Annotated in this window: 27 protein-coding genes and 1 riboswitch; of the genes, 3 read left to right on the forward strand and 24 right to left on the reverse strand. The window is 44.9% G+C overall.

The features are described from left to right. Window positions 1-12: 12 nt before the first annotated feature. Together BM358_RS12035 and pdhA are read right to left on the reverse strand one after the other, a co-directional pair. Window positions 13-993 (reverse strand): alpha-ketoacid dehydrogenase subunit beta, encoded by a 981-nt coding sequence (locus BM358_RS12035; protein WP_013310510.1) that lies wholly within the window; start codon window positions 991-993, stop codon window positions 13-15. Window positions 994-1,093: 100 nt separating this feature from the next. After that, window positions 1,094-2,161 carry a pyruvate dehydrogenase (acetyl-transferring) E1 component subunit alpha gene (gene pdhA, locus BM358_RS12040; protein ID WP_013310511.1) on the reverse strand — a complete coding sequence of 356 codons (1,068 nt, stop codon included), beginning with the start codon at window positions 2,159-2,161 and terminating at the stop codon, window positions 1,094-1,096. Window positions 2,162-2,416: 255 nt separating this feature from the next. Here pdhA and BM358_RS12045 point away from each other — a divergent pair, with 255 nt between their 5' ends. Beyond that, the gene (locus BM358_RS12045) at window positions 2,417-3,151 is read left to right on the forward strand and encodes an alpha/beta hydrolase (RefSeq protein WP_025724149.1); all 735 of its coding nucleotides are present in this window, start codon (window positions 2,417-2,419) and stop codon (window positions 3,149-3,151) included. 144 nt (window positions 3,152-3,295) lie between these two features. Here the strand turns inward: BM358_RS12045 and BM358_RS12050 are convergent, their stop codons facing one another. Continuing rightward, window positions 3,296-3,760 carry a low molecular weight protein-tyrosine-phosphatase gene (locus BM358_RS12050; protein ID WP_028541708.1) on the reverse strand — a complete coding sequence of 155 codons (465 nt, stop codon included), beginning with the start codon at window positions 3,758-3,760 and terminating at the stop codon, window positions 3,296-3,298. Between the two features lie 148 nt (window positions 3,761-3,908). Between BM358_RS12050 and BM358_RS12055 the strand changes: the two genes are divergently transcribed. After that, on the forward strand, window positions 3,909-4,550 hold the full coding sequence (locus BM358_RS12055) for a thiamine diphosphokinase (protein WP_028541709.1): 642 nt from the start codon (window positions 3,909-3,911) through the stop codon (window positions 4,548-4,550). Window positions 4,551-4,830: 280 nt separating this feature from the next. After that, window positions 4,831-5,328, forward strand: a complete 498-nt coding sequence (locus BM358_RS12060) for a C40 family peptidase (RefSeq protein ID WP_028541710.1) — start codon at window positions 4,831-4,833, stop codon at window positions 5,326-5,328. Between the two features lie 65 nt (window positions 5,329-5,393). Here the strand turns inward: BM358_RS12060 and BM358_RS12065 are convergent, their stop codons facing one another. The 21 genes from BM358_RS12065 to BM358_RS12165 all read right to left on the reverse strand — a co-directional run bounded on the left by BM358_RS12065 (window position 5,394) and on the right by BM358_RS12165 (window position 25,463). Then, window positions 5,394-6,086, reverse strand: a complete 693-nt coding sequence (locus tag BM358_RS12065) for a response regulator transcription factor (protein ID WP_028541711.1) — start codon at window positions 6,084-6,086, stop codon at window positions 5,394-5,396. Window positions 6,087-6,224: 138 nt separating this feature from the next. After that, window positions 6,225-7,286 carry a ThiF family adenylyltransferase gene (locus BM358_RS12070; protein ID WP_028541712.1) on the reverse strand — a complete coding sequence of 354 codons (1,062 nt, stop codon included), beginning with the start codon at window positions 7,284-7,286 and terminating at the stop codon, window positions 6,225-6,227. Next, window positions 7,283-8,050 (reverse strand): thiazole synthase, encoded by a 768-nt coding sequence (locus BM358_RS12075; RefSeq protein ID WP_023988978.1) that lies wholly within the window; start codon window positions 8,048-8,050, stop codon window positions 7,283-7,285. The genes BM358_RS12070 and BM358_RS12075 overlap by 4 nt, the downstream gene beginning before the upstream one ends. Window positions 8,051-8,052: 2 nt before the next feature. Continuing rightward, the gene (gene thiS / locus BM358_RS12080; protein ID WP_013310519.1) at window positions 8,053-8,256 is read right to left on the reverse strand and encodes a sulfur carrier protein ThiS; all 204 of its coding nucleotides are present in this window, start codon (window positions 8,254-8,256) and stop codon (window positions 8,053-8,055) included. Continuing rightward, a complete protein-coding gene (gene thiO, locus BM358_RS12085) occupies window positions 8,253-9,401 on the reverse strand; it encodes a glycine oxidase ThiO (protein WP_028541713.1) in 1,149 nt (382 codons plus the stop codon). Before thiO ends, thiS begins: the two co-directional genes overlap by 4 nt. A gap of 64 nt (window positions 9,402-9,465) precedes the next feature. Then, the gene (locus tag BM358_RS12090) at window positions 9,466-10,059 is read right to left on the reverse strand and encodes a thiamine phosphate synthase (RefSeq protein WP_028541714.1); all 594 of its coding nucleotides are present in this window, start codon (window positions 10,057-10,059) and stop codon (window positions 9,466-9,468) included. Between the two features lie 264 nt (window positions 10,060-10,323). Next, a riboswitch (TPP riboswitch) is annotated at window positions 10,324-10,432 on the reverse strand. Between the two features lie 93 nt (window positions 10,433-10,525). Next, complete coding sequence (locus tag BM358_RS12095) at window positions 10,526-12,079, reverse strand: ABC-F family ATP-binding cassette domain-containing protein (RefSeq protein WP_023988981.1); 1,554 nt, start codon at window positions 12,077-12,079, stop codon at window positions 10,526-10,528. Window positions 12,080-12,262: 183 nt separating this feature from the next. Further along, the gene (locus BM358_RS12100) at window positions 12,263-13,252 is read right to left on the reverse strand and encodes a hypothetical protein (RefSeq protein WP_028541715.1); all 990 of its coding nucleotides are present in this window, start codon (window positions 13,250-13,252) and stop codon (window positions 12,263-12,265) included. Then, on the reverse strand, window positions 13,239-13,793 hold the full coding sequence (locus BM358_RS12105; RefSeq protein ID WP_028541716.1) for a hypothetical protein: 555 nt from the start codon (window positions 13,791-13,793) through the stop codon (window positions 13,239-13,241). Before BM358_RS12105 ends, BM358_RS12100 begins: the two co-directional genes overlap by 14 nt. Window position 13,794: 1 nt before the next feature. After that, a complete protein-coding gene (locus BM358_RS12110) occupies window positions 13,795-14,190 on the reverse strand; it encodes a hypothetical protein (protein ID WP_028541717.1) in 396 nt (131 codons plus the stop codon). A 40-nt stretch (window positions 14,191-14,230) separates the two neighbouring features. After that, entirely contained in the window at window positions 14,231-14,710 is a 480-nt protein-coding gene (locus BM358_RS12115; RefSeq protein WP_023988985.1) for a hypothetical protein, read from the reverse strand. A gap of 51 nt (window positions 14,711-14,761) precedes the next feature. Then, a complete protein-coding gene (locus tag BM358_RS12120; RefSeq protein WP_028541718.1) occupies window positions 14,762-16,846 on the reverse strand; it encodes a hypothetical protein in 2,085 nt (694 codons plus the stop codon). Further along, on the reverse strand, window positions 16,836-18,671 hold the full coding sequence (locus BM358_RS12125; protein WP_028541719.1) for an ATPase, T2SS/T4P/T4SS family: 1,836 nt from the start codon (window positions 18,669-18,671) through the stop codon (window positions 16,836-16,838). Before BM358_RS12125 ends, BM358_RS12120 begins: the two co-directional genes overlap by 11 nt. Then, complete coding sequence (locus BM358_RS12130; protein WP_028541720.1) at window positions 18,672-19,529, reverse strand: hypothetical protein; 858 nt, start codon at window positions 19,527-19,529, stop codon at window positions 18,672-18,674. Further along, on the reverse strand, window positions 19,526-20,239 hold the full coding sequence (locus BM358_RS12135) for a hypothetical protein (protein WP_028541721.1): 714 nt from the start codon (window positions 20,237-20,239) through the stop codon (window positions 19,526-19,528). The genes BM358_RS12130 and BM358_RS12135 overlap by 4 nt, the downstream gene beginning before the upstream one ends. 22 nt (window positions 20,240-20,261) lie before the next feature. Beyond that, window positions 20,262-21,248 (reverse strand): SAF domain-containing protein, encoded by a 987-nt coding sequence (locus BM358_RS12140; protein ID WP_028541722.1) that lies wholly within the window; start codon window positions 21,246-21,248, stop codon window positions 20,262-20,264. 39 nt (window positions 21,249-21,287) lie between these two features. Further along, window positions 21,288-22,781: a serine/threonine-protein kinase gene (locus BM358_RS12145; RefSeq protein ID WP_028541723.1), complete on the reverse strand. Its 1,494-nt coding sequence runs from the start codon at window positions 22,779-22,781 to the stop codon at window positions 21,288-21,290. Between the two features lie 181 nt (window positions 22,782-22,962). Then, a complete protein-coding gene (locus tag BM358_RS12150; RefSeq protein ID WP_028541724.1) occupies window positions 22,963-24,021 on the reverse strand; it encodes a 23S rRNA (cytidine(2498)-2'-O)-methyltransferase RlmM in 1,059 nt (352 codons plus the stop codon). A gap of 22 nt (window positions 24,022-24,043) precedes the next feature. Beyond that, window positions 24,044-24,817, reverse strand: a complete 774-nt coding sequence (locus BM358_RS12155; protein WP_023988993.1) for an ABC transporter ATP-binding protein — start codon at window positions 24,815-24,817, stop codon at window positions 24,044-24,046. Further along, window positions 24,814-25,128 (reverse strand): thioredoxin family protein, encoded by a 315-nt coding sequence (locus BM358_RS12160; protein ID WP_023988994.1) that lies wholly within the window; start codon window positions 25,126-25,128, stop codon window positions 24,814-24,816. The genes BM358_RS12155 and BM358_RS12160 overlap by 4 nt, the downstream gene beginning before the upstream one ends. Further along, entirely contained in the window at window positions 25,125-25,463 is a 339-nt protein-coding gene (locus BM358_RS12165) for a cyclic-phosphate processing receiver domain-containing protein (RefSeq protein WP_028541725.1), read from the reverse strand. The genes BM358_RS12160 and BM358_RS12165 overlap by 4 nt, the downstream gene beginning before the upstream one ends. Window positions 25,464-25,512: the final 49 nt, after the last annotated feature.

Below are 25,512 nucleotides of genomic sequence, written 5' to 3' on the forward strand. Positions count from 1 at the left end.
GGTGTGCTTTAATTAAAATTCCAATACTTTATTAACCGCATCAATGATACGTGTTGGCGTTGGCAACCAAGTATCTTCAATTTGAGCAAAAGGATAAACGGTATCTGGACCTGCTACACGCAGAACGGGTGCTTCCAGATGCAGGATTGCTTTTTCGTTAATTTGTGCAATAACTTCAGCAGCTACACCGGAGCTCTTTTGCGCTTCTTGAACAACGATGGCACGATTGGTTTTTTGAATAGAAGCAACAACGGTATCAATGTCAATCGGGCTAATGGTACGCAAATCAATGATTTCTACTTTGATACCTTTTGTTTTTTCCAGCTCATCAGCAGCTTTAATCGAAGTGTGTACCATCATACCGTAAGTAATGATCGTCACATCGGAACCTTCACGAACTACATTAGCTTTGCCCAGTTCAACTGTGTAATCATTCTCAGGAACTTCAGCGCGGAATGCATGATACAGGTTCAAATGCTCCATGAAAAATACTGGATCATTGTCGCGTATAGACGCGATCATAAGGCCTTTTGCATCGTAAGGGTTGGAAGGAACAACAACCTTGATACCAGGTGTTTGAGCCAGAAGACCTTCCAAGGAATCTGTATGCAGCTCGGCTGCCTTAACACCACCACCAAAAGGTGTACGGAATACGATTGGAGAATTGTAACGTCCACCGGAACGGTAACGCATACGGGATGCTTGAATTGCCATTTGATCGAGTGCTTCAAAGATAAAGCCTACGAACTGGATTTCAGCTACAGGGCGGAAGCCTTGAATACCCAGACCCACAGCAAGACCCCCGATTGCGGATTCCGCTAGCGGAGTATCGAATACACGTTCTTCGCCAAATTCTTTTTGCAGACCTTCCGTAGCGCGGAATACGCCACCTACATGACCTACGTCTTCACCGAAAAGCAGGACGTTAGGGTCGCGTTTCAACTCTACGCGCAGTGCGTCACGAATCGCTTCTTTCATGTTCATTTGTGCCATTTGCTTCATTTCCTCCTTAAACATTGACAGATCAATTTCAGTTCAGGTCAATCGAAAAGCAGACCGGATCGGGTTACCGCCCGGTCTCTTTTAAGTTCAATTATTTAAAATCAGCTTTTTGTTCTTCCAAGTGCTTAGGCGTTGTTTCGAACATGCTATCAATCAGGCCAGGAATTGTCATTTTCTCTGTTTTTTCGGCTTTTTTGATCTCTTCGTTCACTTTTGCCTTAGCTTCTTCTTTTACGCGAGCTGTATCTTCTTCAGTCCAAAGACCTTTTTTCTCAAGGTATTTCGCAAAGCGGGCAATCGGATCTTTCGCATTCCATTCGCCTTCTTCTTCTTTGGAACGATATTTTGTTGCATCATCAGAAAGGGAATGCGGACGGAAACGGTACGTTACAGCTTCAATCAATGTAGCACCTTCACCATTACGTCCACGTTCTGCAGCTTCTTGAACGGCTTTAATAACTGCAAGCACGTCCATGCCGTCAATTTTCACACCTTTAATACCAGCAGCTACTGCTTTATGAGCGATCGAAAGAGCAGCCGTTTGTTTTGAAAATGGAGTCGTGATCGCGTAACCATTGTTTTGCACAAAGAAAATAACTGGCAACTTGTATACACCAGCATAGTTCAGGCCTTCGTAGAAATCACCTTCGGAAGAACCGCCGTCACCTGTATATGTAATGGCGACTTGTTTTTGCTTTTTCAGTTTGTAACCCATAGCAATACCCATAGCATGCAAAATTTGCGCGCCAATGATGATTTGCGGCATCAGTACATTAACACCGTCCGGCACTTGGCCGCCGTGTTGATGACCACGGGAATACAAGAAAGCTTGGTATAATGGCAGGCCATGCCAAACGATTTGCGGAATATCGCGATAGCCTGGAGCAATAAAGTCTTCTTTTTGGAGCGCATATTCGCTACCAATCATGGTTGCTTCTTGTCCGGATACCGGAGCGTAGAAACCGAGACGTCCTTGACGGCCTAAGTTAACGGCACGGTCATCCCAAGTACGTGTAAATACCATTCGATACATAATTTCTTTCAATTGATCATCTGTAAGTTTAGGCAACATATCTTTATTGATAATTTCACCATCCGGAGAAAGTACGGACAGCGCCTCAACTTCCTCTGTGTAAACTTCATAAGGAACCTTGCTCATTTTCTTCACCTCAACAAAAAAATTTGAATATCAAGTTCCGCTGTTATAGGATTATTATACACCTGTTATATCGCTCGCGTCAAAGATTTAGTTATTTTTTTTGAGTTTGCCACATTTTTGTGTGTGTAACAGGGTATGTTTTTTACTATAACAGCTTAGTACATGATTGAAATTTTAAACATCTATTGCAATCAGGGTAATCTTAACTTATTGTGATCCCGAATGCAAAATAATACCCAAGAAAGGTGACGAAAAATGACGGATTCTCGGTATTTAAAACGAACCATCCTTAAAGACGAAGTAGACAGCCGCTTTCTTGGCGAGACCAGAACTCTCCGGATTTATTTGCCGCCCGGCTATAATGAAATATTGAGCTACCCGGTCGTATATTGTCAGGACGGAGAAGAATTTTTCAATTTTGGCCGCATTGCAACTCACGCCAACCGCCTCATTCTAGATGAGGGCGTCGAACCCTTCATTATTGTAGGAGTAGAAGTGAATACCAAAATCAGAACTCAGGAGTATGCTCCCTTTGGCAATCGTTTTGAGGCGTATACCGCCTGCTTTGCAGAAGAAATTATTCCCTATGTAGAGCAAAAGTATCCTATAAGAAAAGATGCAGCGTCCCGCATTTTGGCGGGGGATTCACTGGGAGGCAGTGTGTCTCTGCATTTGGCTTTGATGTATCCTCAGCTATTCAACCGCATTATCAGCCTCTCAGGTGCTTACTATGAAGCTTCGCAGGAAATCATCGCCCGTGAGAAGGATCTGTCTCATTTGCGGGTGTGGATGACAGTTGGCCTTCAGGAAGATGCATTTGAGAGTGATACTGGCATTTACAACTTTGTAGAGCTTAACCGTCAATGTGCAGATTTGCTGCGCGAACGGAACGCTGAAGTTTCTTACCGTGAAAAGGATGGCAAACATTTGTGGGGCTTTTGGCAAAACGAGTTGCCTGACGCGCTAATGTATTTTTTGGATCGCGCCTGAGTAAATATTCTTCCAGGTAACTAAGGGGAATGAGAGCATTGACCTAATAGGTCATAAAGCTCCTTCCTCTTTTTCATAATTTGGTTACGCTTTCAAAAATGTATGACGAAAAACGGCAATTATTGCCGTCATCTTTCGTTCACATTATAGCTTTTCTTCTATGATCTTGTCCAGCAAGGCGTCGCACCCTGCGTCCATTAATCGATAGGTCTCTTCAAAATTCCCTGTAAAATACGGGTCGGGTACTTCTCTTAATTTTTCTTGAGGGAGCAAATCCATAAATTTTAGAATATCAGCCTCCGCCCCACCTGCAATCTTACGAATGTTTTGTTCATTGGAGTCATCCATGCACACAATATAATCAAACGCGTCAAAATCGCGGCCCGTTATTTGCCTCGCCTGTATGCCTTGTTCGCTGATTCCATGCAGCTTAAGTTGCTTTAGTGTTCCCTCATGCGGGGGATTTCCGATGTGCCAGTCGCCTGTCCCGGCCGAGTCTACCCCGATTTCTGCACCCAATCCCCGTTCCTGCGCTTTATGTCTCAGTATCGCCTCCCCCATCGGAGAGCGGCAAATATTGCCCAAACATACAAACAAAACGTTAATCATTTCGTTCTCCTTCCTATTACACGTTACACTTCCTTTTTTCTGTTTCATTGTATCCGTGTCCTCCAAAATTGTGCAAGCCATATTTAACGCGGTATACTTAAAAACGATGGTATATATAGGATCGTATCAGAAAGAAAGGATGTTGATTATGACAAAAAAACGAGCGATTGTATTTTCAGGCGGTCGTCTTAATGAAGAAGATTTACATCAAATACAACCCGATGATTTTATTATAGGTGCAGATAAAGGTGCTCTTTTCCTGATCGAACACGGTATTACACCAAATGTCTCTGTAGGAGATTTTGATTCGATCACACCAGAGGAAAAAGAAAAGGTAGAATCAGCAAGCCAACGTATGATTGCGTGTGATCCAGTACTTAAAGACTTGACAGATACTGAGCTTGCTTTGGAAATCGCTATGGACGAGCACGTAGATCATGTATTGTTGCTTGGTGTGACTGGCACCCGGATGGATCACACATTAGCTAATGTTCAAATATTGGTACGCGCAATGCAGCATCATATTAGCTGCGCTATTATGGACGCACATAATTATATTGAGCTCACCGGATCAACGCTTGAGATCCAGCCTATGGGCTATACATATACATCGCTGCTTCCTATGACTGCCGAAGTAACAGGTATACAACTGGAAGGATTTATGTATCCGCTACATAATGCCACCCTCAAAATGGGACAATCGCGTGCTGTCAGTAATAAGCTAACGGCTTCAAAAGGTACGATTTCCATCAAAAGCGGTCTACTACTCGTTATTCAAAGCAAGGATTAATTATGACATTGTTGTAACCATTGTTCAGATTGTTCTTTCACTCAAAACCCTTGATTAACAAGGGTTTTTCCGTTTATAGAGATCTATGAATCGATATATTTTTTACAAATTGTAATTTTTAATCGTTTTTTAATAATCGCTGTGTAAGTCTTGTCCCTCAAGCATTTGAGAGTTCTTTTCCAACTATTAGGCGGCTTCAAAACTGTTATACTCAACGCTGTCAGTTAGTTAGCAACTCAGCAAAATATTGCACAAATCAATTTCTGGAGGTACTTACAACATGAATATGCAGAAAATCATAAAAAAGGTAATTATAGCAGGGGTCGCAGCCACTATCGGCTTTGGTACTTTTGCAATTGAGGGAACAAATACGGCACAAGCTGCCACTACTACTTCAGTAGGCCAAAAAGTAATTAACTACGGTGAAAAATATATGGGAACTCCTTATAAGTTTGGAGCTTCCACGAGCACTACACGTAATTTTGACTGTTCTTCTTTCATGAAGCACATATTCAAGAAATACGGAGTGGATTTGCCACGTACTTCTGTTCAACAGTCTAAAGTCGGACATGCCGTATCCAAGTCCAATTTGAAAAAAGGTGACTTAGTGTTCTTTTCAAGCGGTAGCCGTGCGACAGGACGCAACATTACCCACGTAGCAGTCTATATGGGCGGGGGTAAAATTTTACACACTTACGGCGGACCTGGCGTGACCATCTCCGATTTGAACTCCGGCAACTGGAAAAGAACATACATTAAAGCACGCCGCGTGCTGTAGTATGAAACTCATTTTGAAATATGCGAGCCGGGACGAAAAGTTCCGGCTTTTTTATATGCCTTATGCTATTCTGATACGGTTGGTGTTCTGAGTGAATAGCCAATACCTCGTTCCGTACGGATCATTTTAAACTTATACCCTTTATCTACTTTAACCCTCAAATGTCTGATATAGACGTCTACTACGTTCGTATCAACGATATAATCATGTTTCCAAACATCCTTCAGAATTTGCTGCCTGCTACAAACTTGGTTAAGATGTATCGCCAGATGAAGCAAAAGATCAAATTCTTTCGGAGTTAGTTCCAGCTTTTGTCCCCCTCTGCTCACCATTCTGCTTGCATTGTCTATATGTAAATCACCCGCTTCGATCGCCCTTTTCACATCACGTTCAATACCAAAAATCCGCAATAAATTAGCCACTCTTGCCTGAAAAACTCTAGGATAAAAGGGCAGAACGATCACATCATGTGCCCCTTGTTCAAAGCAGGAAACAATATGGTCCTCCTCATCTGATGAAGTCATTGCAAATAGCGGGACATGAGGATGGTTTTGCTGCAAAATGCGAATCAAGCCTTGTGTATCCGCCTGTTCATCTCCTATGTTCAGGAGTAGCAAATTCACCGGATTGTGGGCTGCATAAGAGCTTGCATCCGATGTATTGCTAACATGTACCACCTGATAACCTGCCTGCTCCAATGGAAGAACAATTACGGGAGACGCTTCATTTACATCCACAAGTAAAATTAACGGGCCCATCTTTTCACCCACCTGGTTTGGACATAGCATTACATTGGATACGAACAAGTTTGTTATAAGCCATTAAAGCATATTAATATTATTGTAACAAAAAAGCAGAAAATCATTCTCCAAAGAATGGCTTTCTGCTTTTATGGTTTAACCCAAATAGCGATGATACAGACTTCTTGCTTTTGCCACGTCCTTTGTCCCATGGATCAACGCTCTGCCATCTGCAAAAACAACTAAGCGATGCTCGCTTGTACTAAAGGAAACCAAAAACGGATTCTGCTCTACTTTTCCTTCTCCCAAAGAAGCAAATCTATCTGCTATTTCCGCAAGATTCAGATGTGTCGGGTTTGCTGGTCTAATTTGAACGGTATCCCTGCCGCACAAAACATCTGTTTTCTGGTGATGAGAGGCCGACAAGTAGGGATACGTCGGTTGGTTGCCGCAAGAAGGACAATTCTCCTTTTTAACACTATCTACTACTATCGCTACATACTCATTTTTCCACAAATCAAACGAAAGCAGCTTTCCTCTCAAATCTTCTGGATATCCACCCAGAAGTTTGAAAGCTTCCGTAGTTTGGTTAGCCGTGACCATCTGTACGGCCTGCGGAATAATCCCGGCGCTATCACAGGTTTCACCACCAAACGGCACAGTTCCCAGCAGACAGTGAAGACAAGGCGTTTGACCCGGTAAAATGGTGTAGGTTACACCATAGCTGCCCACACATCCCCCATAAATCCAAGGAATCCGATGCTTTAGTGCCATGTCATTCATAAGAAGTCGGGTATCGAAATTATCGGTTGCATCCATTATGAGATCTACCCCCTGGATCAACTCTTCCAGCTCTTCCACCCTAACATCCAGTACATGTGCATGTATAACCGTTTCCGAATTAATATCCTTTAATCTTCGCTGAGCAGCTACTGCTTTGGGACATCTTTGCGCAGCATCACTTTCCTGAAAAAGCTGTTGGCGCTGCAAATTGCTCCATTCCACATAGTCCCGGTCTACGAGGCTCACTATACCTACGCCCCCGCGAACAAGTGTTTCCGCAATACCTGTGCCTAGCGCTCCAACACCTATGATTAATACGTGAGAGGAAGCAAGCCGACGTTGTCCTGTCGGTCCAAAGGGTGTGAATCTTTCTTGTCTGGAATAACGGTCACTTGGATGTGTTCCTCCTGCACCGGATTTGTCAGATACCTTCATGCCTGAATCATTCCTTCTGTCGGACTGCTCGCTGAAGCGTAACGTTTTACAGGAATCATCCCCGCCTCAAAACCATATCTTCCAGCACGAACAGCCAGTTTCATGGCCTCAGCCATTTTTACTGGGTTCTTCGCTCCTGATACGGCTGTGTTCAACAAAACAGCATCTGCCCCCAACTGCATCGCCATTGCCGCGTCACCGGGTGAGCGAATACCCGCATCGACAATAACCGGAACCTCCGCCTGTTCAATAATTAGCTCTAATGAAAACGGATTGAGCAAACCATGTCCTGTACCAATCGGTGAAGCTCCAGGCATAACGGCGTGTACTCCAAGCTCTTGTAGCCTCTTGGCTAGAATCACATCGTCCGATATGTAGGGCAGCACGATAAAGCCTTCTTCTAACAGCTTTTCACTAGCCTTCAACGTTTCAAAAGGGTCAGGCAGCAGTGTCTTGCTATCCCCAATGACTTCCACCTTAATCATATCGCACAAGCCGGAGGCTTTTGCCAATTGGGCAATACGAATGGCCTCCTCTGCTGTTGTAGCCCCTGCTGTGTTGGGAAGAAGTGTATACCGGCTCAAATCCAGCATATCGAGAAAATGCTGCTTATCCCGTTCCTCCAAGTTCAATCTCCGTACAGCAAACGTCAATATTTCCGTCTCAGCAGCCTCTACGGCTTGGGATTGGATATCTAGATCAGAGAATTTTCCTGTTCCCAACAACAACCTTGAGGTAAAAGATGCTTTTCCAATGGTTAACATGATCAACCGCCTCCCACAAAATGTACAATCTCTAGGCAATCTCCATCCTTCAGTACCGCTTCATCATGATCTTCACGGGTCAATATACGCCGATTCAGCTCTACCACTACGGTTTTCACCTTTACATCAAGCTCATGTAGCAATTGATCCACATGAGTGATTCGATTAGAAAAGGTCAGGCTCTGGCCGTTAATCGTCAGCTTCATAAGCTTTCCTTCTTGAGGAGCTCAGAAGAAAATCTACTTATCCCAAGTTCAGCCGCACCAGCCCCATTAAGCATAGCTGCCAGCGCACGCCCGGTAGCATCACTCAGCAGGACACCGTTGCGATAATGCCCGACGGCAGCATATACGCCCTCGACCCCAGGGACAGTGCCTATAAAAGGATGACCTGATGCGGCCTGCGGACGTAAGCCCGCCCAAGTGCGTATAAAAGAAGCTTCACGGACGCGCGGCAGCCAAGCAGAGGCACGTGCCAGCAACCCCTCCAAGCCTCCTACGGTCACCTCTTCGTCATATTGATGCGGAAGGCTCGTTGCCCCAATCCAAAGCTCGTTATTCTGTTTAGGCACGAGGTAAATATCATCAGCATAAATGGTGTATTCTAACGGGTGATCCTTCAAGGAGACCGCTACCGCTTCGCCCTTGACCGGATAAAGTGGATATTCAAATCCAACCTGCGCTAGCAATTTCATGCTATCCAAGCCTCCAGCAATAATGACCTGATCGCAGGAAAAAAAGCCACTATCTGTTCGAACACCGCAAACTCGACCATTCTGTATGACCAGTTGCTCTGCCTGTGTACCAGACCATACCGTTGCCCCCAGCACCGCAGCAGCACCTGCATAAGCACGGCAAAGCTGGACAGGAGCCACTTGTGTCTCTTTTGAACGATATATTGCCCCGATCGCTTGTTCATCCAAACCTGGAATTCGTCGGGCCAATTCCTTCGCATCCCACCAGATAGGACAATCATCCTCTCGCGTTTTAGCAGCTTTCCAGCGTTTTTGGCCTTCAGTTTCCGTACGGAAAGGAGTCACAAATCCTTCTGTACGGAATTCCACCGAAATACCTGACAAACGCTCCAGATCACAGACAAGCTCAGGGAATGCGTCTCGACTTATGCGAGCAAACCGTGCCAGCTCAGAGTCGGTGAACTCTTCACTTTCCGCTGCCAGCATTCCAACCGCTGCTCCTGAGGCTCCCTCACCCGGGATCAATCGTTCCAGCATGATCGTACTTCTTCCCTCCTTGGCCACATGATAAGCAATGGAACTGCCGATGACACCTCCACCTATGACCAAGCATTCAGCGTGTCCTATCGCTCTTGCCTCTATGTGTATCTTTGGCATTTGTTCCGTGTCTCCTCTCCATAAACCATTCTGCTTTCAGCTTGCCTCTACTCTCGTTTTCTCGCTACAGGTCGTGAACTACAAGATCTGCCATTCGCCTATATTCCAGCGCAGCTGCAACGGGCGACTCAGCCTCCCATATACCAGACATCACCGCAATTCCGCTTGCTCCAGCCTTATAAAGCTCCGGGATATGGTGCGGTTGTATGCCGCCCAGCGCGATCACCGGAATGTTCGACAGCCTGCAAATATGTTCAAGCTGAGCTAAACCCCGTGGTACAATACCGGGCTTACAATGGGTCTCATATATGTGACCATAAAGTACATAGTCCGCTCCTACCCGCTCGGCAGTCTGCGCCTCCTTCAAGGAATGCACAGATACTCCACAGCGTGTACCCTTTGGAAGTAGGCTTTTCACATCCGCTACAGGTAATCCATTAGCTGGTAGCTGGACGGCTCCAACCAAAGTAAGTAAAGCTACATCCACACGATCATTTACTACAATTTGTTGCAAAGGAACTCCCTGCTCCACCATGCTGCGAGTCAAAGATAGCAATGCAGAGGCACCATTCTGTTTTAAACGTGCGTGTACATAATGAACATACGGACAAATCACAGCAGCCACTTGGGCTGCTTGTGCAAAAGTGCCCTTTTCCATCGAAATTGCGTGTAATTCGATTTTGTCTTCACCTCACATTGGACTAAAGGATCTAAGCTTAGTCAGCCACGTCTACCAGCAGAAATGAAAGGGGATTGTATGTGAATTGTCTACGGAAGCTCGAACAACTTAAAATGAACGAAACGCAAAAAAACCACTTCCCCAAGGAAGTGGTTTAACGAACGTCCAATAATCGAACGGACCATGATATCCGTATACGTGTATCGTCCCACGCACAAACAAAAATAAGATGGTGTTGCCTTGTTTGTACGGTGCTCACTTCCCTACGCTGGCATAACCCAGATCAGGTGCAAAGGGTCCGAAATCCATTTATTCCGTCTCAGCCGCATGGGCGGCTCCCCTAGTGTGACTATTTTATTGTATAAGCTAAAGATAGCTTAGCATATTTTCCTAATTCTGCAAACCCCACTTCGTGTGAAATATGCAGAATTGGATTTAGTTGATGTTAGTTAACTTTACTTGACCACTCTTCCACATTCCACGTTTTGGTTACCCAATCCTCGTAAAAGTCCGGTTCGTGAGATACAAGCAATACGGTCCCTTTGTATTCCTTCAAGGCACGTTTCAGCTCATCCTTAGCTTTAACATCCAAGTGGTTGGTAGGCTCATCGAACAGTACCCAGTTGCTTTCACGCATTAACAGTTTGCAAAGACGGACTTTAGCCTGTTCTCCACCACTGAGCGCAGATAGCGGACGCGTGATATGCTCATTCTTTAAACCGCAACGCGCCAAATGCGCTCGTACTTCATGCTGGTTCAAATGTGGGAATTCATTCCACACATCGTCAATCGGTGTAATTTTCTCCGCCTTTACTTCCTGCTCAAAATAAGCGGGCTGCAAAAAATCACCTTGATAGGTTTTTCCACTGATTGGCGGTATTTTTCCCAATATGGTTTTGAGCAATGTCGATTTACCGACACCGTTGTAGCCAACAATAGCAATCTTTTCGCCACGTTCAATCGTCATGGACATTTTAGGCAAAAGGGCATGCGTATAACCAATCTCAAAATCAATACCCTCAAATACCGTCTTTCCGCTTGCACGTGCTTCTTTGAATTGAAAGGTTGGCTTCGCAGCTTCTTCAGGCTTATCTATACGTTCGATCCGATCAAGTTGCTTTTCACGGCTCTTTGCTCGGCCTGATGTAGAGGCACGCGCTTTATTACGCTGAATAAAATCTTCCTGTTTCTTAATAAAGTCCTGTTGCTTCTCATAAGCATCAATATGCTGAGCTTTGTTCAGATCCGCCATTTCAAGAAACTTTTCATAGTTAGCTGAATAACGGGTCATCTTGGCAAATTCAAGATGGTAAATAACATTAACGACCTGGTTCATAAACTCAGTATCATGTGAAATAAGAATAAAAGCATAGGGATAATCCTTCAAATAGCGCGTAAGCCATTCAATATGCTCTACATCCAAATAGTTGGTGGGCTCATCCAGCAGCAGGACATTTGGCTTTTCCAACAGCAACTTAGCAAGAAGCACCTTTGTCCGTTGCCCACCGCTAAGTGCAGATACATCCCGATCCAGTCCTATGGCCGACAGACCTAGTCCATTCGCCATTTCTTCAACCTTCACATCAATGAGGTAAAAATCCCCCATATCCAGTTGCTCCTGAATTTCACCCATCTGTTCCAGCAGCACTTCCAACTCTTCAGGAGAAGCATCCCCCATCTTGTCAGTAATCTGCATCATTTCCTTTTCCAATTCCAACAAAGGAAGAAAAGCGTCTTTCAAAACATCACGTACCGTTTTGCCCGGTGTCAGCTTGGTATGCTGATCCAGATAGCCGTAACGTACACGTGGAGTCCATTCCACTTTACCCTCATCCTTAAGCAATTTTCCAGTCAGAATGTTCATGAGTGTCGATTTACCGACACCGTTAGCTCCTACCAAACCTACACGTTCCCCCGCAAGCAATCGAAAGGAAACATTTTTAAATAATGCGCGGTCCCCAAAGTTGTGAGATACATTTTCTACAGTCAATAAACTCATAAGCTGTTTTTGGCTCCTTATTGTCATCGGCGCTGCCGACTGTTCTTATTTCATATGCATTTCGTTTCTTTCAAAGCTTTATTGTAGCACATTCTGCAACCATATCGGAATATGGAAAACAGCGATTTTTAAGGTTTTTGATATGGATCTGCCTAAAAAAAGAAAAACCACCCATGAAGGTGATTATTTTAAGCCATTATAACATTTGTACTCAAAGTATCCCGCAGCTGCTGCAGATTTTTCATCCGCAAAACGTTCACTCGCTTTAAAGGGAGCTGGACATGAATCTCTATAAAAATATTTCATCCCAGTATCTGGTTCTATGCCGCCTATAATGTCTTGCTTTCTAACGACTCTCCCACCACCAAATCCATAGTTATTGTAATACCTGTCTCCGACCGGAATGCCTTGGATAAACGCGATCAGACCCACATCATCTACTGTGTTGTACCACTCCTCTTGCGGAATGAGCGGTAGCGTGAACGTATAAGTTATGCCGTTACGTGCAGCTTTTTCGTTATGGACATTAATAATTCGCGCCAGGTCCTCTTGGACGCTGCGAACGATGGTGGAACGACGTATTTGCTCAAAAGTTTCTGAATTATTCAGTAAAGATATAGGGGTCTGGTCCTGAAGTTCCTTTTGAAAGCCCTCCACCCACCTGTGATTCCGCGCATCATATGCGTGCACATAATTATCCAAGGTGAACCCCACACTGTTGTCTACTGAATCAACATAGGCATATGGCTTTTTTTCGCTCCATTTGGGACCTATGGCAGCTTGTCCATGCTCGTCGGTATAGGCTTCTGAAGTGAACGCATAATAACCGTCATAATCTAGAATTACAATGGCTGGTATGTAATCCAATAATGCACGTTGTGCTACTATATCCCCATCAATGCCTACATTAAGAAAAAGGGTGTGCAGGAACGTGTGCAGCGCTGCTTCTTTATCTACACGAAAAAACTTATCCGATCCGTATCCGGCCTCGCGTTCTTGACGTTCATTCTGTGAGAGCATAACCCCTGCATCCTGAACTGCGGTACGGAGAGCCGACGTATATTTCATTTCTAGCTGCTGCACTTCACGCTGATTCTGGACCCGTAAGTCACTAACTACACCAAAGGGCAAAAACAAAAGTATAAATATGACTGCAAAATCAGTAATCTTCATTCAGAACCATGCCCCCGTAAGAAGCTGTAACTGCCGGCTTTCCGCTATCTGCCCCACCGAGAAGCCATGATTTATACAAGTCCGCAGGAGTCCGATTCGTATTATGTAGCCGGACCGTAAAATAATCCCCGGCCATCAAGGTATACCGACGTGGCTGATCTGATTTTGGCTGCTGATTGTCAGGAAACAGTACAGGTAAGATTTGCGGATTATAGTACCCATCATATACAGTTTCATAATTGCCCAGAAAACTGTCTGGCTTCGCGGCATCTGCATAGTCCGGTACATACTTTTTGTGCATATGCTCCAAGTCAACTTTGTAGATATTGCCTGTCAATTCCAGATCACGCATAAAATCGTTATACATCGTCGGTGTAATGTAACCTTTGGTTCTTACCATATCAACAAAACGTACAGTTGAATGATATGTATTTAACCCGGATATATCTTCCTGCCGTTCAGCAGCTTGAGCTGCGGGTACGATGTACAAAAGCAATACAGCGATCAGCGCCCCCAACAGCTTGGATATTGTTTGAACCACTTCATTCCTCCCCCAATTTCTCAAAACGTACAGATGTTATGTCCCCATTCCCATTACGCTGTGGGTATATGGAATATAAAGAAGAAGCATCTAAGGTCGATACATCAGGCTCAAACGGTTCAGAATACGCATCGTACTCTGTCCCGTCGACATGAATCGAAATCCCCTCCTGTAAGTTCACGCGAATTGCCTGCATTACCTGAGTCCCTTTTATCCGTTCCGGCAACCCCACCACAGCAGTACGGGCTATTCGCCCTTCAGAATGCTCCTCCTGCTGTGATCTTAATTCCAGTGCACCATCCAGCTGGCTGGACAAGTCTGCTGCCGTTACACATGCGGTTATGAACAGAATAACTGACACACCAAGCCGCAGCATGCTTGAAGCGTGATCAGACATACTCTCATCCCCCTTATGATTATTATCTTTACTGTAGTGCTTAGGACTGGGTAAACAACAATCCACGGACAACGTTCGATTTGTCCTTGACGATTTCAGCCTTGAATTTGCCACTTGGATTTACGTATTCATTCTCTTTCTCATTAAGCGTATTCGTGATTTTCCCAGTCTTATCACTGCCGCCATTCACGGCGCCATACTGTTCACTGTCTGGGCTAATGTTCAGAGCATTACCGTACCACTGGCCTGCCATATTTTTGCCGGTTTTAATCTGAATGCCGAATTGGTCCTTCCCCTGAAACTTCCGCAGCGCATTGGTCACCTGGGAACCGCTAATCGTTGTGCCGTCATATACCGTAAAAGAGGCCTGAGACAATTCGGTCTGGATATCAGCAAAATTGTTTTGTGCCGTTTTAGTCGCCTCCTGGGCTGAAATAAACAGTATAACTACAATCGTAATTAGAGCGATGGTCAAAAATATCCCAGCGGCTACCTTTAAAGCTGTTGATGCGTTATTCATTGTTTTTCTCTCCTCAGCTTGTTATTTTGTATTAGTCATAATAGAACTTTTTTACTGAATTTTTTGTATTTGCTCATAATAGTTATCCATTTGAACAAAGCTCATACCGATCAACGGAATCACCAAATATAAAAAGATAAGACCATACATCGGGGCAAAACCAATCATCCTTCCCCAGATAGCCTTGCTGTCTATTATTTTTTCATACTCCTGTTTTCTTTGTTCGAAATAGTAGGACATATGGGATTCCAAATCATCGAAGGCCTCTCGAATCGTAATTTTACCCAAAGACAAATGGAGCTTGTCCACTAGACGTTGAAATTCCGGCAAAGGTGCCTCTTCTTTTAGCAAGTCGAGAGCTGCCTCTGGCCCGTGTTCATAATGAAGCAAACATTTTTGCAGAGGTCTTTTGAATATAACTGAAAATCTGTTCAGCCACTCCAATATTTCCTCGACAGACATTCGTTCCATAACCCGTAAAATGGAAATAACCGTTTGAAATTGATACACCTCATGCCTCATATCCAACCGACGCATTTTTCGTTGCAAATATAATAAAAGCATAGGCATTTGATAGGCTACATACCCAACAATCAAACTAATCAGTACTTCCCACCACTTGATGTATTCATCATTCCAATCTTTCAGCTTTTGGAGGATACGCCGAGTATTTGTGGATAGCTGTTCAGGAGTAGCAGTTCCATTAGCATTATGCTCTAAAACAATGTACGTTTGTTCGTATGTGCTGTTCGCCCTCATGTTCAGCGAATGCATGATTTTGCGATCAATCTCACTCTGCTTCGAAGCTTCTTTTTGCTCCACCGGACTTAAACGTCCAAACATTTGACCTGATTGTACTGGGGCGTGAAGGATATGCGTTTTCTCAGCTTCATGTAAAAAAAATATCGTACTGATGCTGAGCACCAATCCTACGATAAAAAGAGCCATTCTGCGTATGTAGAGCCACTCCAGCTTAACCTCCGCACCACTTTCCTTTAATAGACGGGTTATTTGGAAATAAGAAGACATATGCTGACGCGGAATTAAAGAATCCACCACATTACGAATGATGGGAAAACGGTATAGCTTCTGCTCCCAAACCCTCCGGCCTCTACCCGCACGATATCCTGTCTCATCGGTCTGTTGCAGTTTCTGTAACAGGAAATAAGATACGATTATCACAATATAAACGGACAATTTCGTTATATAACCCAATTTTCCCTGATAAAACTCATTCATGGATGGAAAGCTGGATCTCGCCCATGTCTCGATTGGGGTCGTAAAGAAAACAGGTGCCAGTGCGATCACGTTTAGACTTTTTAACAGATAGTCCAGTTTATTTCTTCGCAGCAACTCCAACTGGATTTCGCGTGCGAGACTGCCGAGCCCCTTCAAATAAATGGAGCCCCCCTCATCAACCCGGTCACCAAACTCCATTACCATATATGAGATACCGGCAAAAGCTTTTAAAAATCGATTAGGAGCCGACTCATAGTATCTTTCCAATGCTTCGTGCGGATCAACATCTGTTAGCGCCTCATGGATGAGTCGTGCGTGTCTCCCAGCCTCTGCCTCCGCCAAATCGGCCGCTTCGGATATGGCTTCCTCCACCATACCGTGCTGATGGTAATAATGACGTACATTGGCGAATAATTCGATCATCTGTGCAAGTAGCCTTTTCTCCATCCGGCTAATGGCCATATCCAAAATAAGACTGTTGATTACCACTCCGCATAAAACAGCCAATATAGCAAACTCTATTCCTGGCTTCATCATGAACAGCACAACGCTACTGCAAGCAAAAGCCCCCCAGATGAACAGTGTCATCTTCATGGTCTGTAGGCGAAGCTTGTACTCATCGTAGGCATGCTGACCAGCTAGTCGCTTACGTACACTTGTGATGTATCCAGATAAGAAAGGGACCTTCATACACAGCGTGCACAACTTATGCAGTAAAGCTTGCAGCTCACGTTGAAGTACCGCTTTTCCTTTGCGCCCTTCCTGAACAGAATGAATTCGTCCTCTGCGAACTGTATGACTACCGCGCTTACGCAACCCCCACAAAACTATATATAGAAGCGCAAAGCTCCCACCTGATATTAGTAAAATCCATAATAAAATTTCTTTAAGACTCATAGTCTTCCTCCCAATAGCGGGTCAAAAAACTGCGGAAATCTCTGGCATCCTTTACATTCATCTGCTCACACATTTCTTTTGCACTTTTGGCAGTTAGGGGCTCCATCGGTATATAGCTTCCGTTCCGATATTCCATAACGTGGCGATAACTATAGCTCGATGAAGCATTGGAACCTGCATCCGTATGATCCGGGTCACGCGGCACGCATTCTGTGATCCGTTCGATGTAGCGTCGCCCTTCCGCATCACGTTTGAGATGCACATCAAAGTTAATGACATGAACTACCTGTTCCTCAGCGATGCCTTCATGCTGAAATACTCCTGTTTTGAGCAATGAATTACGAAGTGAAAACACGAGATCACGAAATGTTTTGGCATGATGAGTAAAAATGGTGAACAGACTGGCAACCTGCGACATTTGAATCATCCAAGCAGCTACTTCATCACTTGCTACTTCGCCTAGTATATTGACGGTTCCATCTGTTTTTTTCTGCAAGTCAAGCCCTTGTTGTCCTGAAATATGGTCCGTTTCTCGAAAGGTAAGAATGTTACGGCGACTGTAAATGCTGCGTAGATGCAGTTCAAAGGCCATTTCTTGAACACGAAGCGTATACGAAGCATAAATATGCTTGACCATCGCCATTAACAACGTCGTCTTACCTGAACCCTGCGCGCCTGTAATAGCAGTAATCCGGCTGCCTTTCATTAAATAAGAAAGTAACTGGATTGGAAAATCAGCATTCTGTCCCTTAATTAACTGTTCCAGCGATGCGCTTTGAATATCGAATTTACGGACAAAGAAAGCCCACGATTCTGAGAAAGGAGGGCGCACCACCACTACCCGTGACCCATCCTTCATTTCGTTGACCTTATAACCATTCGCTTCGGAAAGCTGTCCCGGGTAATTGTATTTATAAATATTTTGGCACACCCTTTTAAGTTCACGCTCAGATCCGAAGGAAAGGAACGAAAGATGGATAGTTTTACCTTTATAAAAGATCCATACGCTCTCATAACCATTGGCAGTAGGCGCAGATGTTTGTTCAAATACATACCTATCCGAAGGCCAGTCTGATGATGCAGGAATCCCACCTTCCGGCATACCACTGACGCCCCCACTTACACCGTCGATCCGCTGGTCACGAATATCATCAATGACGGAAAAGCCTTTGTAATGCTGATAAATCCGCTGGACAATAATATCCACTTTCTCCAAAAAGGAAAGAGGGCGGTACTCACAGTCATAGATATAACGAATATCCTCTGCGGTAACGAGATAACTTCCATCTTCTTCACCTTGCTGTGAATACCTCATTTCGGCCAAGTCATAAGTATCCAGTAAACGTGATAGTGCATCAGCGCCAAACTTCTGCTGGTATTGGTAAAATATAATTTCGAATTGATCCTGTATGCTAAACAACTCAGGTCGGGAGAATGGCATAACAATATCGACAATTTTCTCGTTTAAGCCGTAACCGTTAATCAGAAGCTCAGCCATCAGATTTTTAACAAAACGTTTATCACCCATGCTGCCATTGGCACAGTCCTTTAACGCCCTGCGTAGTTCCGCCCTTTGATGGATACGCCGTCTATATTCCTCTTCATGCAATCCGGCATCCGCCATCTGGCTATGACTTAGTTCATGAAGTGCATTTTTGATATACTCTATTAATGTTTCGAATGTGGCATCTTCGTTCTTTTTTTCTACCCGAAGGGTTGAATGTCGCGAGTGAAGATTCCCTCGGTATTTAACAATAATCAGTACGATGCACATCAGTACTATACAGGTAAGAATCAATCCGTTGATCATTTGAGCGGACAGCATTTAAGCGCCCCTCTCCAAAGCCTTGAGCCGAAGATCGGACTCTGCCGCCTCCAGAATAGCTTTGCCGATATGCCGTATACTCTGCGCCCATCTCACGGGCATAAAAAGCTTGCGGTGCTGCTCTTTTCCACTTCGCACCTCACGCTGCACATGGCCGATCACATCCCTGCGGTTCCATGCGTCCATAAATCCGGTGCTATAAGGGACTGTATACAAAGCACCTTTGTAGCCATATCTCCTGCGAATATTCGTTTCATTCACTTGAGAATGCACATCATATTTCCCAAGTACAATCAATAAGGGTAACGATGAATAGGTAGATAACGGAGACACAGATTCAAAATAAGCGTCTAACTCTCGCATATTCTGAGTGAGTGAAAGAACGGCCAGTTTGGCTCGTGCACATGCTTCATGCTGTACAGCCCCCCACCCTGCTCCACTTCCTGCATCAATCAGCGTTAAATCATAATATTGATTCGCTGTATCTATTACTGCCCGTACAAGCCCTGGAGATAGTAACGGCGGTGCAGCTCCAAAGCTGGAGGTTCCCTCAAGTACATCCAAAGTATGTTCGAGTACAGGCGTCGTATAATTACGAATATTTTCTTTAGACAGTGTCCCTCGCAGAACTAAACGTGCGGCAGCATCCCAGCCCCCTTCCTGAAGCTGTAGGGTTGGATCGTCCATACCATACTCTTGTATAGGTAATCCTGATTCAATACCGGTATATTTACGACCCAAATGAGTCAATAATAGTCTTCCTCGATATAGATTGCCTATGGTAATTGCTATTGCTGCCGCCAAAGAGCTACTTCCACTAGCCCCCTTAATGGGGCTCCAAAACAAAATGGTACTCATGCTCTACTCCTTTCCGCACGCTTTAGCGCACGACGACTCACTTTTAATTCCCAACTCATCCATTCCCCAATACAACGGCATAATTGTTTCTTATACATTCTGGATAGCGGTTTTAGTAGTAGCTGTTTTTTATGCTCATTTTCCAGTTTCAGAGCAAGCAGCCCCTCATCCCATGGCAGTACATATGGCTCTTGCTGCCAAGAAGCTGGGAAATGGTTCATGTATTCCCACAAGTACGGCTCCTCCACACCACAATCCACAGCCTGTAAAAAAAGCTTGTGAAATACAAGATCTTTAGGAAATTCAGGTTGACTGAATAAATGCTCAAGCCAATTCTGTCCGTTATGCATTAGCATGCGGCTATAATCACTGACCCAAACTCGCAGTTCTGCCCTTTTCCAAACAGAAATTGGGCAAAAATCAGGTAACTCTACATCCAAAATAACAATGTCATAAGCCTGCTCTGCCTTCTGATCAGCCGTCATACCTATATGCAGGTCTTCCCATGCTGTAAATCCAATTGCTACATCAAAACCACTAAACTGCGTAATGGGAAGTGGTTTGTCAAGCATCCCTATGCTATACCGATACCGTCCCCGCAACGTAGCATCTACAAGCAGTACCTGTTGGCCGGAAGCTGCTAATATGCTGCTGATGTATAACAAGGTATCGCTTTTGTCACAAAGCCCGGCAAATATCCATGTTTTCATACTTCCGTTCCTTTTCTCTCATTTATTTGGCATACGGATCAGAGCTTCCGTCCTGCGTCAGAATCTTTGTTTGTTCTTGATGATCCTGCTCGTTCTCATATTCATTTCTTGTATCATCAATTCCGCTTGCTGGGTTTTCTATAGTAGCACCCGCATGCTGAGCTGCAATTTCCTCACTCAGACTCCTTTCCACAGGTGTTGAAATCACACTGTTTGATGAATTAATTGCATTTTCAAGGGAATCCCGCAGCTGCTTGGACAGCTTTTGTTCAGCAATGTGTATCAAATTTGGATCACTATTCATTAACGCTAACACCTGCGCATTAGGCGGATAGGTCGGGATTGCTTTGGGCTGAAATTGGGGATCGACATATGTCAGAGCATAAATGGATGCTTTATGCAGATAGGCATCAACAATCGCGCTCGAAAGCGATAATATTTCCTGCTCATTCAAAGTGACCCAGACAATTGGACCTTCCAGTCGGGAAATCTTCTTTTTGGATAATAGAATGTAATCCTGACCTGTTGGAAATTGAATGCGAATATCCACTTCGTCCCCCGACTTCAGGCTGTTGGGTAGTACCACCACCTTTAGCTCACGGTTGCGTAAATCTTTAGGTATGGGTTCATCAGCAGTTATCATAGCCGATGTAAGCACAGATCCTTTTTTAAGCTCAATCTTGGCTGTGGTTCCGGAAACTTCACTTTTATCTGCCAGCAAATTTGATGGAGCCTGAGAACCGGGAACTTTAATTCCCTTCAAATCATTAGATGCAATCTGTTCACCTGGAGAAATGTCACGGACAACCACCCAGCCTTTTTTCGCGGTTCGTTGCTCCTGTTCATACACTTTCCATTTCAGTTCTGCCTCTACCTCAGCCTGTTTCCTAACCTCATTCATTTGATGGATATTAACCATAAGGTAGCCGGCAAAGATAATGCCAACAATCCCAGCGCCAATGCAACCGGCGTATAGTTTTTGTTTACTGCTTTTTCTTAGCTTGGACACACAACTTCTCCCCTGCCTCTTTTGATATATACCTTCTATCTAGCGCCGTCGCTTAAGGAATACGAAGCGTCTTCTCCGGGTATCTGGAATGACTCCGCGAAACAGCTCGTCCAACACCTGATCCATCTCATCATCCGGTTCGAAGGGGTCTGAGTGGAACGGTAGAGCAAATACTTTATCGTGATCCAGCTCCTTACGAAGCCTGCGGGCCGCCTCCGAGGTTGCCAATGGCAAGCAGTAATTCCATTTGTGCTGTGGATGGCGCTGAAGAGATCGGGCTAACCCTGCTATATCCTGAACTCTCCATTCGGCCCCTGAGCCAACGACGAGCGGATAATCGGCTCTCAAGAATTCTTCCAGTCGTTCATTGTCCTGCCCACTCCCCAGGTCCAGTACGATAAATCTATAGGAACCACCCAACAAAGAAATGACATCCGCACGAGATGTTTGTCGCCAGTAATGTACTCCATCGACTTCAAAACGCCGACTTGAACTCGATTGTCCAACAGATGTGCCTTCTACGACTTCTTGAAGTCGGGCAAATGCTTTGGCTGTGCTGTGCAGCTCAACCAAAGCTACGGAGCGGGACCTTCGAGCCAGATAGTGGCTCACCGCAATTGCTGTATGCGTAGCACCGGAGCCGGCAGATACACCCAGTACAGCCACTACCCTTGTACCTGCATAATCCATTGAGGCATCATTAACGGATATTCCTTGTTGAGCAGGCTGAAAATCAGCACTGCGCCGCAGTTCTCCAATGACCTCCCCGGCAGATTGAAATCGTTCCTCAGGATGCTGACGCAGCAGTTTTCGAATCACTGGGATCAAATGGCGGGGCAATTCTCCGCGAATATACCCTTCTACTCCCGCAGTCCACTCGCTATATTTGCCTCCTGTACAAAGATACAATAGCAGCGCTCCCAAACTGTATAAGTCTGAACGAGCATCCGTCTGACCAGCTCCATATTGCTCCGGAGCAGCGAAGCCCACTGTGCCCAGCTTTACCGTATCTTGATCCAGCTCAGCCTTATAGCTCCTCGCTATTCCAAAATCAATCAGTATAAATTCCATTTCCGGAGTCAGCATAATATTCGTTGGTTTCAGATCCCGGTAAATGACTGGCGGTTGACGGGTATGCAAATAGTCCAACACATCCAGTACCTGCAAAGCGAATGGGACGATTTGCTCCTGTGGAATATAGCCTTGGTAGCCCTTCATGTATGCTTCCAGCGTAATTCCTTCGATGTAATCCATGACCAGATATACCGCACCAGATGGAGGATGCTCAAAAAAATCAACAATTCTCGGTAAACGTGGATGGCTTAGCGAAATCAGCATCTCTGCCTCCGTGCGTACAAGCTTCATAACTTGTGGCCCGGCAACCGACTCCTTCACCGCCCATTGCTTGCCTGGCAGTTTTAAATCCTCTGCCATGAACACACGGCTCATTCCTCCCGAACCCAATGTGCGAACAATACGGTACCGCTCACCGATAATTGATCCGAATTCCAACTGTGATGGTTGCTTCATTATTCTCCTACCTCCTTTCTCAAGCAGACAACGCAAAAAAGGGAAAGCTGCCGCAAAATCAAATTTCCATGTCGTCATGAAAACCGTTTTCGCGGGATGCTTTCCCTTGATTTAAACGTGATTATTATTTTTAAAGGAACAATTTGGATTTATTATATAGCACACCTGTATCCATTGTAAAGTATTATTTTCCATACTTGATCATGTACAGGGTGATCTCATCTCGATTATGGAATAGCTGCTTAGCTCGCTGAATCTGCATGCCGGACTCTTCAAATGAAGCAATTACATCATGAATGAGCGCCAAGGGCTTTTTATGCATTAGCTTGACCGTAACGATAGCAGTACCACCACTTCGCAAACTATATAGTAAATCAGTAACGAGCCTTGCCATTTGCTTAGGACTCCAGCTCATATCACAAACCAGCAGATCGAACGAATTCTCTTTAAATTTGACTTCACTTGCATTTTTACGCAAAAAAGTCAGATTGGCGTACTTCATCAGTGATGGCTCCATCTTTGCCGGATCAACCGCTGTAACTTTCAGTCCCCGTTCCAGTAAGAAGGAAGTCCATCCACCCGGTGCTGCCCCAATATCCAGTCCCTGATGGAAAGCGGCAAAATCTATGCCGAACGTTGCTTCTGCTTCCAATAGCTTGAATTTGGCACGAGAAATTTGTCCATCTTCTTTTTGAAAACGAACCGCGCCTCCGCTCCAATCCGATAGATTGTCCTCAGGACGCGATATACCTGCATACCACGTATCTGTATCTGCAAAAACGGACACAATAACATCGGCGCCTTGTACTGTCTGCTCCATAGGTAGATCACTTAATTGTTCACTCAAAGCCTGCTTGAGCGCACCTGCGCTTTCAATCCAACTGCTATTAGATCCTTTGCGCACTTGTAAAGAAACACGTTGATCCATCAGTTCCTTGCGGTTACGGATGAATGCAACCAGACGCTCCTGTACCTGAACCAGGTCCGTTCCTTCTTCCTGAAAATGAACAGGAAATAAGTGACGTAAAAACATCGGCGGCTGACCTGTAATTGTCCTCACTACCTCAATTTCTTCCGCAGGTAATGTAGCCAGAAAAATTTCACCAGGTAAAAGCATCGTGCTTTTAACAGAGCCAAATATTCTTCTAAGCTCCTCTTGAGCATAGGGTGCAAAACCGTGATTGGCTGTACAAACAAATCTTGATGATGACAAAGTAGATTCACTTTGTTCATCTGTACTGATATATAGTTCCTCCAAAATAACATTACCCTCCAGTGCACACCCGAATCCAGGGGCGTTCTCCATCCCAATCCAGCTCAACCGGAACTTCATATGTGTGCATAATCAATTCTTTCGTTAAAACTTCCTTTTTCGGGCCAGCTGCTGCGACCTTACCATCACGAATCAATGCAACATGCGTAAAGAGGGGGACAATCTCCTCAATGTGATGAGTCACATAGACCACTGATAACTCCCGCTTGCGGAGCCGATCAATCTCGACCAGCATTTTTTCCCGCTCAAATAGATCCAACCCGGCACAAGGCTCGTCCATAATTAGCAGACGAGGTTCTGCCATCAGTGAGCGGGCCAGCATCACCTTTTTACGTTCTCCTTGAGATAACGTCCCCAGCGGGTGATGAATCAAGTCGCCTAAATTCATACCCTCCAGCAAAGATATGGCCTTTTCTTTTGCCTCTGTCGGAATTTCCTGATAAAAGCGCAAAAAAGCATATGCACCTGTAGCAACGACTTCCCAAACGGGATCTTTTAGCGCCAGCTTTTCCAACAAAGTCTGGCTGATATATCCGATTTGTTTGCGAACTTCCCGCACATCACATTGACCATACATTTGCCCAAGCACTTCAACCGTACCACGACTTGGAAACATATACCCTGTCATCATTTCCAGCAATGTTGTTTTACCGGAGCCATTGCGACCCAGAATAGCCCAATGTTCACCTTCTCGTATGTCCAGGCTTACATCGTCCAAAATCCGTCTTTCTTCCCGCTGCAACGTAATGCTCTTCATGGATATCATTCCATCACGCTCCTTATTTTGCTCAGCAAGTGTTCTACAGATTCCATTTTGTAGATGATTTCAGGATTTTTGTTTTCACCATTATATATAAGAAGCGCGGGAACACTGGATATCCGGTACTCCTGTACCAGTTCAGGAATATAGTTAATGTTGCTCTGCACCACTGCTTCTTCAGGGAGCAAATACTCTGCTACCTCCAGCATTTTACGGGCAGCCGCGCATGTTCCACACATGGGAGTGTACACAAACAAAGCCAGCTTGCATCCCTCCCATATGGCACGGCGCACCTCTTTTTGTCCGATCTCTTTCATCGTTCAGACTCTTTTCTGATCTCTCGCATACGCTCCTCGGGTATGGGCCCGTTATGCACGGTGACTCCCTCTGGCTTATTCGCATAGAGTAGCTCGTACATGGCTCGCCGCCCCTCTGGACTGGAGGAATGCAAGTAAATTTCACGTGGATATAACCGTTTCCCTGCGATAGCAGCAGCCACATCCTTTCCCGTAGGCTGACCTGGACCCAAATCATAATCTAGCGATAGTATTGAAATAGGGTATTCATGAAGTAGCAGTAGACACTCATCCGCATCTCTTGCCAGCTTAAAGCCCGGAGGACAAGGCCGATAATCGTCCATAAACAAATACATCAACTTCTCCTCCTTTTTCCCATAAATGCAAGCTCACAAGCCTCAAAGA

It is taken from the genome of Paenibacillus sp. cl130 (assembly GCF_900116035.1).
Lineage (GTDB): Bacteria > Bacillota > Bacilli > Paenibacillales > Paenibacillaceae > Paenibacillus > Paenibacillus polymyxa_B.